Source organism: Arthrobacter sp. GW822-FHT05G07 (genome assembly GCF_058799755.1).
Genome location: NZ_JBXALT010000004.1, coordinates 387,161 through 400,643 on the forward strand (window position 1 = coordinate 387,161; position 13,483 = coordinate 400,643).

At 63.6% G+C, this 13,483-nt stretch carries 10 protein-coding genes and 1 rRNA gene; 5 read left to right on the forward strand and 6 right to left on the reverse strand.

Annotation, left to right across the window (positions count from 1 at the left end; all coding sequences use genetic code 11):
- Positions 1-187 precede the first annotated feature (187 nt).
- The 4 genes from AC1RJY_RS09160 to AC1RJY_RS09175 all read left to right on the forward strand — a co-directional run bounded on the left by AC1RJY_RS09160 (position 188) and on the right by AC1RJY_RS09175 (position 5,576).
- Positions 188-2,128, forward strand: coding sequence for an FAD/NAD(P)-binding protein (locus AC1RJY_RS09160; protein ID WP_498602173.1), 1,941 nt, complete (start codon positions 188-190; stop codon positions 2,126-2,128).
- 57 nt (positions 2,129-2,185) lie between these two features.
- Positions 2,186-2,704 carry a GNAT family N-acetyltransferase gene (locus tag AC1RJY_RS09165; RefSeq protein ID WP_014922984.1) on the forward strand — a complete coding sequence of 173 codons (519 nt, stop codon included), beginning with the start codon at positions 2,186-2,188 and terminating at the stop codon, positions 2,702-2,704.
- A 3-nt stretch (positions 2,705-2,707) separates the two neighbouring features.
- Entirely contained in the window at positions 2,708-4,432 is a 1,725-nt protein-coding gene (locus AC1RJY_RS09170; RefSeq protein WP_011776350.1) for a helicase HerA-like domain-containing protein, read from the forward strand.
- Positions 4,433-4,547: 115 nt separating this feature from the next.
- Positions 4,548-5,576: a hypothetical protein gene (locus AC1RJY_RS09175; protein WP_014922986.1), complete on the forward strand. Its 1,029-nt coding sequence runs from the start codon at positions 4,548-4,550 to the stop codon at positions 5,574-5,576.
- A gap of 100 nt (positions 5,577-5,676) precedes the next feature.
- Here the strand turns inward: AC1RJY_RS09175 and AC1RJY_RS09180 are convergent, their stop codons facing one another.
- The 5 genes from AC1RJY_RS09180 to AC1RJY_RS09200 form a co-directional block, all read right to left on the reverse strand.
- Positions 5,677-6,516, reverse strand: a complete 840-nt coding sequence (locus AC1RJY_RS09180; RefSeq protein WP_014922987.1) for a type IV toxin-antitoxin system AbiEi family antitoxin domain-containing protein — start codon at positions 6,514-6,516, stop codon at positions 5,677-5,679.
- Positions 6,517-6,680: 164 nt separating this feature from the next.
- On the reverse strand, positions 6,681-8,654 hold the full coding sequence (locus AC1RJY_RS09185) for an NHL domain-containing thioredoxin family protein (RefSeq protein WP_011776353.1): 1,974 nt from the start codon (positions 8,652-8,654) through the stop codon (positions 6,681-6,683).
- Positions 8,654-10,909, reverse strand: a complete 2,256-nt coding sequence (locus tag AC1RJY_RS09190; RefSeq protein ID WP_498602174.1) for a bifunctional copper resistance protein CopD/cytochrome c oxidase assembly protein — start codon at positions 10,907-10,909, stop codon at positions 8,654-8,656. The genes AC1RJY_RS09185 and AC1RJY_RS09190 overlap by 1 nt, the downstream gene beginning before the upstream one ends.
- A 130-nt stretch (positions 10,910-11,039) precedes the next feature.
- Positions 11,040-11,327, reverse strand: coding sequence for an HU family DNA-binding protein (locus tag AC1RJY_RS09195; RefSeq protein WP_011776355.1), 288 nt, complete (start codon positions 11,325-11,327; stop codon positions 11,040-11,042).
- Between the two features lie 229 nt (positions 11,328-11,556).
- On the reverse strand, positions 11,557-12,120 hold the full coding sequence (locus tag AC1RJY_RS09200; protein ID WP_498602175.1) for a GNAT family N-acetyltransferase: 564 nt from the start codon (positions 12,118-12,120) through the stop codon (positions 11,557-11,559).
- A gap of 203 nt (positions 12,121-12,323) precedes the next feature.
- On the opposite strand from AC1RJY_RS09200, the gene AC1RJY_RS09205 reads away from it, so the two are divergent.
- Positions 12,324-13,295, forward strand: coding sequence for a patatin-like phospholipase family protein (locus AC1RJY_RS09205; protein ID WP_498602176.1), 972 nt, complete (start codon positions 12,324-12,326; stop codon positions 13,293-13,295).
- A gap of 112 nt (positions 13,296-13,407) precedes the next feature.
- Here AC1RJY_RS09205 and rrf read toward each other — a convergent pair.
- Positions 13,408-13,483: ribosomal RNA gene (gene rrf, locus AC1RJY_RS09210) — 5S ribosomal RNA — on the reverse strand; the annotation flags it as partial.

Genomic DNA, 13,483 nt, shown 5'->3' on the forward strand with positions numbered 1-13,483 from the left:
GACTTCGCGCGGCTTCGCCGGAGTTCGCACAGCGTCACAATCTGCGTCACGAGACGTCCTATGAGACGTGGTTTTGCGTGTTTTAACGCTGCATGACGTGTGGTGAACGGCGGTTACCGCCGCCTCGACCGGCAGCCTGCTTCGTCCTTAGATTGGGCATCACCAACCACTGCTTTCAGGAGATCCCATGCCGTCTCGAGTACCCGCCATCGCCTTCATTGGCGGCGGCCCGCGCACGGCCGGCGTCCTGGAACGGCTGGCCGCCAACCGTCCCGCGTTGTTCGCAGGTCCCCTGCACGTCCACGTCATCGAACCACACCACCCCGGCTCCGGGAGGATCTGGCGCTATGACCAGGATCCCGGCCTGCTGCTGAACTCCACCGCTGCGGACGTCACCATGTTCACGGATGCCTCGGTGGCCTGCGATGGGCCTTCCGTTGACGGACCTGGGCTCTCCACCTGGGCGGCAGGGGTGTTGGATGGCAGCATCCGCGACGTTCCCGCTTTCGAGCCGCACCTGCTCCACCAACTCCGCGCATTGACTCCCGCGTCCTTTCCCAGCCGGCAGCTACAGAGCAAGTACCTTGAGTGGTTCTTCCGCCGCGCCGTTGGGGCGCTCGGCCCGGACGTCACAGTGACAGTACATCGCGACACGGCCACCGGCGTCTCGGCGGCGGCGGCGGACGGCGGGCACGACGACGATGCGCACCGCGTGCGGCTGGCTTCCGGCGCAGAGGTGGTTGCCGACGTCGTGGTTTACGCGCTGGGCCACACCGACTCCCTGCCCGATCCCGAATCTGCACGCCTCAGCGAATTCGCTGCCCGGCACGGCGGGTTCCATGCGCCGCCGTCGTACACCACGGACGTGGACTACTCCGCGGTTGAGCCCGGGCAGGACGTGATCGTCTCCGGCATGGGGCTCGCGTTTGTGGACCTGCTGGTGCTGCTGTTTGAGGGCCGCGGCGGCCGCTTTGAAGAAAGGCCCGACGGCGAACTGGACTATGTGCCTTCGGGCGCCGAACCCCGCGTCTGGGCAGGATCACGACGCGGCGTGCCGTACCACTCCAAGATCTCCTCCGTCCTGCGGGGCGAGCCGATCGCCCGTCCGCGGTACTTCACCGCAGAGGCCATTGACGCCCTGCTCGCAGAGCACCAGGAACTCGATTTCCGCACACACCTGTGGCCCCTGATCGCCAAAGACGCCGGCTACGCCTACTACCGTGAGCTGTTCACGGGGTACCCGTCCCGCGTGGTGGGTACCTGGGCCAGCTTCGAGGCGAGGTACGACGCCCTTGATTGGTACAGCGCTGCCCGGGAAGAGCTGGCGGCATTCTCCGTGCGGGACCCCGCGCTGCTTCTGGACCTCGAGAAACTGGACCACCCCCTGAGCGGCTGCGCGTTCGCCGATCACCAGGCCGTTCAGCGCTCGGTGGCCGCGTATATCCAAAACGACCTCAGCCTCCGGACCAGCCCGGACCATTCCGAGACCCTCGCCCTGTTTACCGCCCTGTTGTTCGTGTACATGGACTTGGGGCGTTTGGTCCCGCAAGAGCGGCTCAACGCGCGCTCCCAGCAGACCATCCATGGTTGGTGGCACGGATTCTTCAGTTTCGTGGACTCGGGGCCGCCCGCGCACCGGCTGCGCGAGATGCTGGCCCTGCACAGGGCCGGGCTCCTGAAGTTCCTGGGCCCCGGCATGTGGGTCCGCGCCGACGACTCTCTTGGCAGGTTCGTAGCCGGGACGTTCCAGTCGCCCGTGGTGGTGGATGCCTCTGCGTACATTGAGGCGCGGCTGCCTTCTGCGTCCGTGGAGCGTTCCGCGAATCCCGCCTTGGCTGACCTGCACGACGCCGGATGGGGCACCGAACAAAGGCTCCTCACCTCCGAGGGCGCCCACTCCACCGGGAAGCTCCTGGTCTCCGGGAATCACCAGGTCCTGTCCCCTGTTGCTACTCCACAGAGGGGTTTGTTCGCGGTAGGCCCGTGGACGTCCGGGTGGGGCGCGGGGGCTTTTGCCCGCCCCAACACCAACGCAGCACCCTTCCGGGAGAACGACGCCCTGGCGCGGAGCATCCTGTCCACGGTTGCCACCACCCGCCCAACTGAGTCGCAGTTAACGCCGTTTTGAGCCCTCAAAACGGCCTCAGCTGCTACCTACTTGGGTTCCACCTACGAAAGGCCTGACATGACCACCACCCCCACCCTGCCGACGTCGGGCCTTACCGTCCTCAGCCTGCCCATGCGCGATCCTCGCGTTCGCCCGCTCCTGGACGAGCTCGCGGTCGAATACGAAACCCGCTACGGCAACCTGTTCGGCACCGGCGGCGCTGCGGAGGAACTGAACAGGTACCCGGCCGAGGAATTCGAAGCTCCCCACGGCGCCCTGATCATCATTCAGGAGAACGGCGAGTCCGTGGCTGGCGGCGCGTTCCGCCGTTACGACCAACACACAGCCGAGCTGAAGCGGATCTGGACGCACTCAGCTCACCGCCGCCGCGGTTTGGCGCGGCTGGTGCTGGCCGAACTGGAAAACGAGGCTCGACGGCGGGGCTACAGGAAGCTGTACCTCACCACCGGGCCACGACAGCCGGAAGCCAAAAACCTGTATCTGGCAACGGGCTACAAAGCACTGTTCGACCTCGCTGCGGACCCCGAGGACATCAAGCATTTGGCCTTCAGCAAGGATCTTGCCGCGCACAGCTAAGCTATGCGCATGGCCAACAAACCCACCGCAACAACAGCCGAAAAACTCGCCACCATCCAGCAGGGGTACACCCTGGAAGGTGCCACCATCGAGCTGGGCGCCGCGATTGTTGACGGCGAAATCCACAAAGAGGCCCAGGTCCGGCTCCCGCTTGCCATGATGAACCGGCACGGGCTGGTGGCCGGCGCCACGGGCACTGGCAAGACGGTCACGCTGCACATGATTGCCGAGCAACTTTCAACGGCGGGTGTCCCGGTTTTCCTCGCTGACATCAAGGGTGATCTGTCAGGATTGGCGACGCCGGCCACTGGCAGTGAGAAGCTGACGGCCCGTACGTCTGCGCTGGGCCAGCAGTGGGAGGCCAAGAACTTCCCGGTGGAGTTCCTCTCACTCGGTGGAGACGGCCACGGCATCCCCGTCCGCGCCACCATTACCTCGTTCGGGCCCATCCTGCTGTCCCGCATCATGGATCTCAACGACACCCAGGAATCCAGCCTCCAGTTGATCTTCCACTTTGCGGATAAGAACAACCTGGAACTGATCGACCTCAAGGACCTCCGCGCAGTCATCCAGTTCCTCACCTCGGACGAAGGCAAGGCCGAACTCGCAAACCTTGGTGGACTGTCCAAGGCCACAGCCGGTGTGATCCTGCGCGAACTGGTGGGTTTGGAAGCGCAAGGCATGGAGAAGTTCTTCGGCGAACCCGAGTTCGACACCGCTGAACTCCTCCGCACGGCACCGGACGGCCGCGGTGTCATCAGCTGCCTGGAACTTCCCACGCTGCAGACCAAGCCCCTGCTGTTCTCCACATTCCTCATGTGGCTGCTGGCCGACCTGTTCGAGGACCTGCCCGAAGCGGGCGACCTGGACAAGCCCAAGCTCGTCTTTTTCCTTGATGAGGCCCACCTGCTGTTCAACGGTGCGTCCAAGGCCTTCCTTGAAGCCATCACCACCACCGTCCGGCTCATCCGTTCCAAGGGCGTGGGCATCTTCTTCGTCACCCAGACCCCCAAGGATGTTCCCGCCGATGTCCTCGGCCAGCTGGCCAACCGCGTGCAGCACGCCCTCCGCGCCTTCACCCCTGAAGATGCCAAGGCATTGAAGGCCACAGTGTCCACTTTCCCGGTCAGCGACTACGACCTCGAAGAAACCCTCACGTCCGCAGGCATCGGTGAGGCCGTGATCACCGTCATGAACGAGAAAGGCGCACCCACCCCCGTTGCGTTGACCCGGCTCCGTGCCCCGGAATCCGTGATGGGCCCAAGCGCCGATGACCTCATCCGGAGCACCGTTGCGGCGTCCTCCCTGCTGGTCAAATACGGCACCGCCGTGGACAACCTCTCCGCCTACGAGAAACTCAATGGGCAGGCGGCCGCTCCTACGGGCGACGCCGCGCCGGGATTGCCGCCTGTGCCGGCTTCTAGTTCCGGGGTTCCTTCCGGGGCTTCGCAAGCCGACATCGACGCCGAAGCCCGCCGTATCGAGGAAGAAATCCTGGGCCGGCCCAGCTCACGGTCCTCGTCGCCTGAGTCTTTCCCGGCCCCTCCCGCGCCCGTTCCCGCACCGGCTCCGACCTCGCAGCAGGACGGTATGTTCGGTGACATCGCCGGCGCACTCGGTGGAGCGCTGGGCGGTGGGCTCAAGAGCATGGTCCGATCCATGGGAACACAACTTGGACGCGACCTCATGCGCGGGGTGTTCGGCACGTCCTCGCGGCGACGCCGCTAGTCCTTTCCAGCTGCCGGAACCACGACGTCGGGTGGCCGCAGCGCTTGCTGCCATCCGGCGTCGGGCCTTCTCCAAACGGTGGATATAAGTCGCTCCGAGGCATTCCTGCACGGCGATGGCTGCCACGGCAGGTAACGTAAAGGGCGTGCAGTTGAGTCAAGCGTTCGTCAAGACCGCAGCCGGATGGCTGCTCGGTCTGATGCTTGCTGCCGCAGGAGCGATCGTTTGCATCAACCTGGTGAGCTCATCGGTGGCCAGCCCTCAACAGCCCGTCAAGGAGTATTTGGCGGCCCTGCAGAAGGGCGAAGGCGAAGAGGCTCTGGGCCTCCTGCGCGCCAAAATTCCCAGCTCCAACCCTGCCATGCTGGACGGTACGGCCCTGCAAACCGCAGTTTCCAAGATGTCCGACGTCAAGGTGGGAAACCCCGAGGCCCGGGGCAGCAACCGCATGGCGGTGCCGGTGGATTACAGTCTTGACGGCAGCCGGCTCCACACTGAATTCCTGATGGAGCGGACTGGGACACAGTGGCTTTTCTTCGCCAAATGGGCGTTTGTGCCCACCACGCTCCCCACCATAGAAGTCACTGTGGTCAACGCCAGCGAGGCCACACTCAACGGCGTCCCCGTGAACATGCCCAACGGCCGCAATAACTTTGCCGTGTTATTTCCTGGCAAGTACGAGGCCAGCTTGAACGGCACCTACTTCGAAGCCCCGGCAGCGTCGGCCCTGGTTTCAACCCGCGACGGCGGCCAGGCACCCCTGAACCTGCAGACACGGTCTACCGCCGCCATGAATGAAGCCGTGGCCGGCAAGGTCCGCGAATTCCTGGACAGCTGCGCGGCGCAAGCCACCGAGCAGCAGCGTCTACAACCCGATTGCCCGTTCTATCACGCCAGCAACGCCCGCGTGGTGGACGGAACCATCAAGTGGGAAATTACCGAGTATCCCAAGATCACCATCGAGCCGTTCGGTGGCAAATGGGTAGTGGCTCCCCTGGATGGCAAGGCCACACTGACTGCCCGGGAGATCGACCTTTTCACCGGGTTCGTCAACGACCTCAACGTGGAGCACGACTTCAGCTTCACCACCCAGCTGGACGTCAGCGGCGACACTGTGACGGTCACCCCGATGCTGACCTTCTAGCCTCTTTTTCGGGCGGCCCGGGTGTCGGATCTGGCCCAGTTTCCACCCCCTAGCCCCCCATTCAATGCCTGTGGTGGCAAGAGAGCCGCCCTAAAGTGGGCTAGTCCGACCACATGCGAGCCGGCCCTCGAAGAAGAACTTCACGCACATGCCGGAGCATTCGCTCTGGTGCATGCACAACGTCGTCATAGAAGAACCTCAGCACCAACATCCCCTGCCTGATTGCTTCGTTGTCCCGCCGACGGTCCTTTTTGAACTGCCGCGGCTCCATGTGGGATGCGATACCGTCTATCTCGACTATGAGAAATCCTTCGAGGAGAAAGTCCACGGTTCCTACGCCCTCAATCCAGACCTGGGTCTCGGTGCGGATGCCCACATCACGGAACAGGACCCGTGCGAGGGTTTCTATTAATGAACCTGCGCCCCGATCCACCTTGGCCAACACATTCCGCGCCTGCCCGCCCCGATTCCCCACAAGATGGCGGCGCAAGTAATCAAGGGTGATGTCGCCGCGAATATAGGCACTTTCGACCATCACGAGCGATTCCAACGGAGGAAGGCAGAGAAGTGCGTGCAAAAGAACGTCCGGCAGTGCGACGAACGGCTCGCTCCGCCGAGGTTGGGACAGGGACGTGCGGTGGCTGATGCAACCGGCGGACCGTCGACCGTTGTTCTGCCAGTAGTGGGGCTCAGCGGGTTTGTGCAGCAGCCACAAGCCGTAACGGCCAGCCGCCGATGCGCATGTCAGCAGCGATCTCGCTCTGACAGCCGCAACAAACTCCGGAGCCGCGCCGGGGAGGCCCAGAACTCCCCGCTCCACGCGCTGGATACTTCCCGCCTGCAACGCGGCTCGAATCGCCTTTTCACTGACACCACGGCCTTGTACCTGCCGGGTCAGTGCCACGCCGCCCAGTTGTCGCAGGGCTTCCTCGGGTTTCATCCCTCCAGCGTGCCGTCTGACCAAGGGAGCCAGCAGCCGCAGGGTGGGCTATGTGGATAAGCTGTCGCTCCGGAGTAGCCCACTTTCGACGGTTCCCACGGCATAAGAATGGCCCGGGCAACCCCTTGAGGGGTCAAACCCGGGCCATTCTCGGTGGCTAACGTTTAGTCCATGCCGCGCAGGTCCAGGACCAGCTCGGACTCACCGTCGGCCTGCAGGATTACCGGAATGCCCCAGTCCTGCTGGTAGAGGTGGCACGCTGCGTGATCGGGGATTTCGCCGTCCTCAGTCTCGGGACCATCGCATGCGGCCGCGCGGGCGGTGATGTGGAGGATGCCCTCGGGAACATCGGCGGACAGCTCCAGGGTGCGCAGCAAGCCCACCGATGTCCCACCACCGGAGACCAGCAGTTCCGGCGGCGTGGAGGAAATCTTCAGCTGTGTGGGATCGCCCCAACGGTCGTCCAGCTTCTGGCCGGTCGGAGCCTTGAAGCGCACTGCCAGCTCAAGGGTTCCGGGGGTCACCGGGCTCTTGGGACGGTGTGTCTGCGCAGCTCCCTCATCCACCTGCTGGGCTTCCTTGGGAATGGGAACCAGGACCAGTTGGTGCTTGTTCGACTCCACCACGATAAGCAGCGGATCGCTGCCTTCTACCTGGACCACGACGACGTCACTCGGCTCAGCGAGGCCCCTGGCCAGGGTGGATACGGACTTGGTGGCAGGATCATAGCGGCGAACGGCACCGTTGTAGGTGTCAGCGATGGCCACGGAATTGTCCGGCAGAACCGTGACACCCAAGGGGTGCTGCAGGCGTGCTTCAGAAGCCTCGCCATCACGGAACCCGAAATCAAACAGGCCCTTGCCGATGGCAGTTTCCACGCTCACACCGGAATCGCTGATGACCAGGCGACGCAAGGACGACGTTTCCGAGTCAGCCACCCAGATGTTGTCTTCACCGTCGATGGCCAGCCCGGACGACTGTGCGAACCATGCCTCCTCCGCCTTGCCGTCCAGCAGGCCTTCAAGTCCGGAGCCCGCGAGGATGGAAACCTCGTTGGCCAGGGGGTCGAAGGCGAAAATCTGGTGGGTTCCCGCCATGGCGATGACGACGCGCTGCAGCTTTTCGCTCCAGACCACATCCCACGGCGAGGATAGTGAAACCTCGGTGCCGAGACCAAGCGCCCCCACATCGATCGCGTCGGCAGCGAAGTCAGCAGGGCCGCCGTCGTGGTGTTCAGACCAAGTGCCGGCGCCGGTGTCTGTCACCCGGGCGGGACCGGCGTCGAGCAGCCGCTGAACACCGTTGCCGGCGAGCGTCTGCACGTAGCCGGAACTCAGCGTGACGCCACGGAGGCGGTGGTTCACTGTGTCAGCCACAACGGCGTCGTAGCCCAGCTTCCAGGCGAGCTCCGACGGCAGCAGCGTCACGCCCTGAGGCTCGTTGAACTGTGCAATCTCCGACTGTCCGTCCAGGTAGCCCTTGGTGCCGGAGCCGATGACGCGCTCCACGGTTTCAAGGTCCGGGCGGAGTTCCACCAAGCGGTGATGGCCGGAGTCCACAACCAGGTAGTTGCCGTTGGGAAGCTGGGTCGCCTTTCCGGGGAAGCGCAAAGTGCCCGACGTCGGCTCGGGGGCCACGTACGGCCCATTACCGCGGTGGAGGGTCCCCTTGGCTTCGTGCTCTGCCACGAGTTCCTCCAGAAGGACAGCGAGGCCGTCGGCGTGGCCCTCGCCGGAGAGATGGGCCACGATGTAGCCCTCGGGATCAACGACCACCAGTGTGGGCCATGCGCGGGCGGTGTAGGCCTTCCACGTCGCGAGCTCGGGATCGTCCAGGACCGGGTGGTGAATTTCGTAGCGTTCCACGGCAGATGCCAGTGCAACAGGATCCGCTTCGTGTTCGAACTTGGGCGAATGCACGCCGACCGTCACCAGCACGTCCGAGTACTTTTCCTCAAGGGGGCGCAGCTCGTCCAGCACGTGCAGGCAGTTGATGCAGCAGAAGGTCCAGAAGTCGAGCAGCACGATCTTGCCGCGCAAGGACTCGAGGTCCAGGGATTTCCCGCCCGTGTTGAGCCAGCCGCGGCCCTCCAGTTCGGAGGCCCGGACCCGGTGTTGGGTACGTACGGTTTCGCTCATCAGCGTCCTTCCAGCTTGGTGTTCGGTTCAGTCTGCCCGGCAGAGTCTGTGGTGGGGCGTTCGGCGTTGCTGCGTTCCGCCTGCGCCGTGGTGGATCCCTGGGGCGTCCTGGATGCTTGGGTGGTGCGGTTTGCCATCTTTGCGTCGCGGTCAGCGAGCCGGGCAAACATATCGTTGTAAGCACTGAGATCGGCGTCGTTATTCCTGTCGGCTGCCCGATCTACCCGTCGGGTCTCCCGTTCGTCCGATCGGGACCACAAGACGGCGACGCCGATTGCCACCAGCAAAGTGGGGACTTCGCCGATGCCCCACGCCACTGCGCCGCCCAATTGTTGGTCTCCAATGGCCGACGGCCCCCAGGCCCGGCCCAGGTTTCCAAAGTAGTCAGCGGCCAACAGCCCGGTGCCACCCATGATGGCCACGCCGAAGAATGCATGGAAGCCCATGGTGGCCAGCAGTAGGAGCAGGCGCATCGGGTAAGGGGCTCGACGCGGGAGAGGATCGCTGCCAATCATGCTCAGCACAAAAATGTAGCCGGTCAGCAGGAAGTGCACGTTCATGAGCTCATGGCCAACATGCTCGCGCATCGCAAGGCTGAACAGGTCAGAGTAGTAGAACAGCACAATGGAGCCCGCGAAGTTGGCTGCAGCGAACAGCGGGTGCGTTACGATCTGCGAGAACTTGGAGTGCACAAACAGCAGCAGCCACTCGCGCAAACCCCGTGACCCGTGGATACCTTCGCCTCGGGCCGGGAGTGCCCGCAAGGCAAGGGTTACGGGGGCGCCCAGGACGAGGAAGATCGGCGCCACCATGGTGAGGGCCATGTGGTCCACCATGTGCGCAGAGAACAGGACACGGCCGTAGACAGCGGGCGGACCTGAGGTGATGTACGTGAGCACCACCAAGCCGATCAGCCAGTTGGCTGTCCGGAACCAGGACCACTTATCTCCACGCTTGCGGACCTTGATGATGCCCAGGATGTAGGTGACCGCGCCGAACAGTGCGATTCCCACCCACAGCCAATCCAGGCGCCATTCCGTAAGCCAGCGCTCCGGAGTCAACTCTGGTGGAAGCTCGTATCCGGAGAGGATGAACGACGGCGAGGCATCGGGCGCGTAGGTGGTGGGCTGCGGCGGAGCCGAACGTCCCAGCGCAACGGCAAGTCCCGACGTCGCGCCCATCACCAGAAGCTCAACCAAAACAAGCTGCCACAGCACACGGCGGGCCGACATGGAGCCGTTCTTGCCCAGCTGCGGGATGACCCACTGGCGGTGCATGAAGCCGATGCCGCCCAGCACCAGGGTGGCCAGCGACTTGGCGATAATGAGCTGGCCATAGGCCGAGCCAAAAAGGTCGGCGGGGTTGGTGACGCGGATGGCAGCGTTGATGACACCCGAGGCGAACACCAGGACAAAGGCAAAGCCTGCCAGCGACGAGAAACGACGCAGGGTCTGCTCTGTGATGTCCGGTGTCCCCTTGTTCTTGGAACCCGTAAGAATCCCGGAGAGGACCGCGAGCATGATGATGCCGCCCACCCATGTGGAAACACCCACCAGGTGGAGGCCCAGAGAATTGATGGCCCCTTCGTGGTCGCTGGAGCTGGAGGAGTGTCCGATCAAGGCTGTAGGAACCAGTCCGATCAGGGCCAGCAGGAGTGTGAACGCCAGGCCCGTCAATGATCGGACGCCGAACAGCGCGGTGGTCACAACGGCGGCGATGATGGTGACCGCGAGCCAGGCCTTGCCGGTCTCAATGTCCGTCATGAAGTAGACCAGGGAGCGCGTGAACTCCGCATCTCCGGAGAGCCCCTGCCCCGCCACGTCTGCGTATGTCAGGACCAAAACCGCGACGGCGGACAGTGTCCATGTGGCGCCGGCTGCCGCCGCAACGGCCAATGCACGGGCGAAGGCCGGGTGTTCCGGCGCGTCAACGTCCTTCTCACGGGACCGGGAACCGCCAAGGTTTTTGGGCAGGATGCCCACAGCGAAGATCAGGCCACCAACCACCGTAGCCACGGACACGTTGTGGATGGCCTTCGCTACGGGAAGGCCCCACCGGACCAACTCACCGGGATCAGAAACCTGCCGGGCGGCTGAGGCGCCGGAGAAGATAAGGGCCGCTGCGAGAACCAGGAACAGCACCGCCAGTCCGGCCAGTTGCCACGGCAAGGAAATACCCGCGACCGAAGCGCCTCCCCGCGCTCCCGGCTTGGGAACAGGCGAAGGGGCAGTAGCGGAACTTCTTACTGATGGCACTTATCCATTGTCCGCTACCTGCCGCCGGGCTGCGAATCGGAAGAGCGCTATGTGCATTAACTAACAGCCTTAACAGCAAAAGGGACGGCAACCAGCAGGTTGCCGTCCCTTCAAGGCGTTCGCCGAAGAGTTACTTCTTCTTGGCGACAGCAGCCTTCAGCTTGGAGCCAGCGGTCAGCTTGACGCTGTGGCCGGCTGCGATCTGGATGGTTTCGCCGGTCTGCGGGTTGCGGCCGGTGCGAGCTGCACGGTCGGTGCGCTCAACTGCGAGCCAGCCCGGGATGGTGATCTTTTCGCCGGCGGCGACAGAAGTCTCGAAAACTTCGAACAGTGCATCGAGCACGGAGTTGACTGCTGCCTGGCTGGTGCCAGCCTTGCCTGCTACCTCTGCAACGAGTTCACTACGGTTCTTAGCCATTTACGTCCTCCTGGACTCATACGTTTTTGAGCTTTCAAGCGGAATGCGAGCAAGCCACTGTTCGAAAACTTACCAGCTTGGGCTGCCATGGCCAGCAAATTCCGCGTGTTTCCGCGCCTTTTTGACCAAAATCACCGGAATTTCGGGGTTTTTAGGAGTGCTTTACGCCCTTGGCGTACCCTACGGCGATGGCAACTGGCACAGCTGGCACTCCGTAGGTCCTTCCCGGTTAGAACAGAATGCGTTGGAACAGGACATGATCCTGCCATTTCCCGGCGATCCGAAGGTAGGACGGCGCCATCCCTATCCGCTCGAAACCGCACCGCTTCAGGACCGCTTGCGAGGCCGTGTTGTGCGCCAGCGTCGCGGCCTGGATCCGGTGCAGGCCGAGCTCATTGGTGCCCATATCTACCACAGCGGCCACCGCGCCCGACGCTACGCCCTTGCCCGTCCACGCCTCATCCACCCAGTAACCGAGGTTGGCATTCAGGAAGGGCCCGCGGACAATACCGGAGAGGGTGATCATCCCTATGATGCCCTTCGCTGTCGTCAACACCCAGGGCACCTCATTGCCCTGTTCGTAGAGGTTCAGCTTCGCTCGGATCACCGCTTCTTGGCCCGCGGTGGTGAAAAACTCATCGGCCCGGACCGGTTCCCACGGTGCCAGGTGCTCACGGTTCCGCCGGTAGGCAGCGGCCAGGGCGGCCGCATCTGACTGCTCCAGAGGGCGCAAAAAAAGCTGACCAGCCTCTTTACCAGCTGAGTGGTGCTCCAGGCTTTGCGTGAGAATCATCCCCAGACTCTACCGGCCGCCTCCTTTGCGATTGCGCTCAAGTGGGGCGACTGATAGCTTTCCTGTGATCGTGATTTTCCGTCAGGAGGTGAGTCCCATGTACGCAGTATCCACAGTGGGCGCTCCCCTGCAGTCCACGATCTCGCGACTGAGCTAGTCGCCACCGGGAGCGCCAGTCAGGCAATTCGCGAAAGGCGACTCCCATGAACACAACATCTTCTTCTCCTCTGCAGCAGCCTCAACTGACAGTTGATGCTTCTTACCGGGTGCCTGTCGGCGAGCGGGCGCTAATCCTCGGTGGCGGCGGGTCAACAGGCAATGCCTGGTTGATCGGCGTCGTCGCCGGCCTGTTCGACGCCGGGTTGGACGTGACCGCTGCAGACCTTACCGTCGGCACATCGGCCGGTTCGACGGCGGCGGCCCAGTTTGCCGGGGCAAATCCCACCGCGCTCTTTAACGACATCCTTGCTGCTGCCCCGCAGAACGCGGTTTTTGCTTCAGGCCGGGCCACACCTGCCAGGTCAGGGGCAGGGCAAAACAACGGAGCCCGACCCGTGACAGACCACATGGAACGTACGGGTCAAATCCTGGAGGCCTCAGCGGATATGGCTGATATGCGCCGCAGAATGGGCGCAGCAGCAATGGACATGGCCGAGGCAATGGATGGCTCCAGTGCTCGCTGGCGAGCAACCGTTTCAGCCCGGCTACCCCATCAAGAGTGGCCTGAACGACTGGTGCTCCTCACTGCGGTTGACGCCAAAACCGGCGAACCGGTGGTGTTCGACCACCACAGTGGAGTGGACTTGGTTGACGCTGTGGCCGCCAGCTGCGCCAGTGGCTTCGCTTACGCCATAGGCAGCAAGCACTATATCGACGGCGGCTACCGATCCAACGCCGAGAATGCCGACCTGGCTGCCGGGTACAGGCGCGTGCTGGTGCTGTCGCCATTTGGGGGCAGGACACGGACGCCGTTGGAGTGGAACATGCACCTCGCGGCACAGGTGGGCCAACTGCGCAGTAGCGGCAGCCGGGTTGAGACCATCTTCCCGGACACCGAGGCGGAGCACCTGTTCGGCATCAATGCCATGGACCTGACCTTGCGGCCGGCGGCGGCCCGGGCCGGTTTCGATCAGGGCAGGGCCTTGGCCGGTTCCCTAAGCGAGTTCTGGCGCTGACCCTACCCGAGTCGGGACGCGACTGACGGTTGCTTTCAGCCGTCAGTCGCGGCCACTCTTGTTAAATGCGGGGAGCCCCGACCGTGGTGGTCGGGGCTTCCCGTGAATGGTTGTCCGGCGGTGTCCTACTCTCCCACACCCTCCCGGGTGCAGTACCATCGGCGCTGTGGGTCTTAGCTTCCGGGTTC

Excerpts from the sequence above, each read along its gene's own strand:
- AC1RJY_RS09185 (WP_011776353.1), bottom strand. The coding sequence starts at position 8,654 with ATGAGCGAAACCGTACGTACCCAACACCGGGTCCGGGCCTCCGAACTG.
- AC1RJY_RS09205 (WP_498602176.1), top strand. The coding sequence starts at position 12,324 with ATGAACACAACATCTTCTTCTCCTCTGCAGCAGCCTCAACTGACAGTT.
- AC1RJY_RS09170 (WP_011776350.1), top strand. The coding sequence starts at position 2,708 with ATGCGCATGGCCAACAAACCCACCGCAACAACAGCCGAAAAACTCGCC.
- AC1RJY_RS09165 (WP_014922984.1), top strand. The coding sequence starts at position 2,186 with ATGACCACCACCCCCACCCTGCCGACGTCGGGCCTTACCGTCCTCAGC.
- AC1RJY_RS09200 (WP_498602175.1), bottom strand. The coding sequence starts at position 12,120 with ATGATTCTCACGCAAAGCCTGGAGCACCACTCAGCTGGTAAAGAGGCT.
- AC1RJY_RS09175 (WP_014922986.1), top strand. The coding sequence starts at position 4,548 with ATGGCTGCCACGGCAGGTAACGTAAAGGGCGTGCAGTTGAGTCAAGCG.
- AC1RJY_RS09195 (WP_011776355.1), bottom strand. The coding sequence starts at position 11,327 with ATGGCTAAGAACCGTAGTGAACTCGTTGCAGAGGTAGCAGGCAAGGCT.
- AC1RJY_RS09180 (WP_014922987.1), bottom strand. The coding sequence starts at position 6,516 with ATGAAACCCGAGGAAGCCCTGCGACAACTGGGCGGCGTGGCACTGACC.
- AC1RJY_RS09160 (WP_498602173.1), top strand. The coding sequence starts at position 188 with ATGCCGTCTCGAGTACCCGCCATCGCCTTCATTGGCGGCGGCCCGCGC.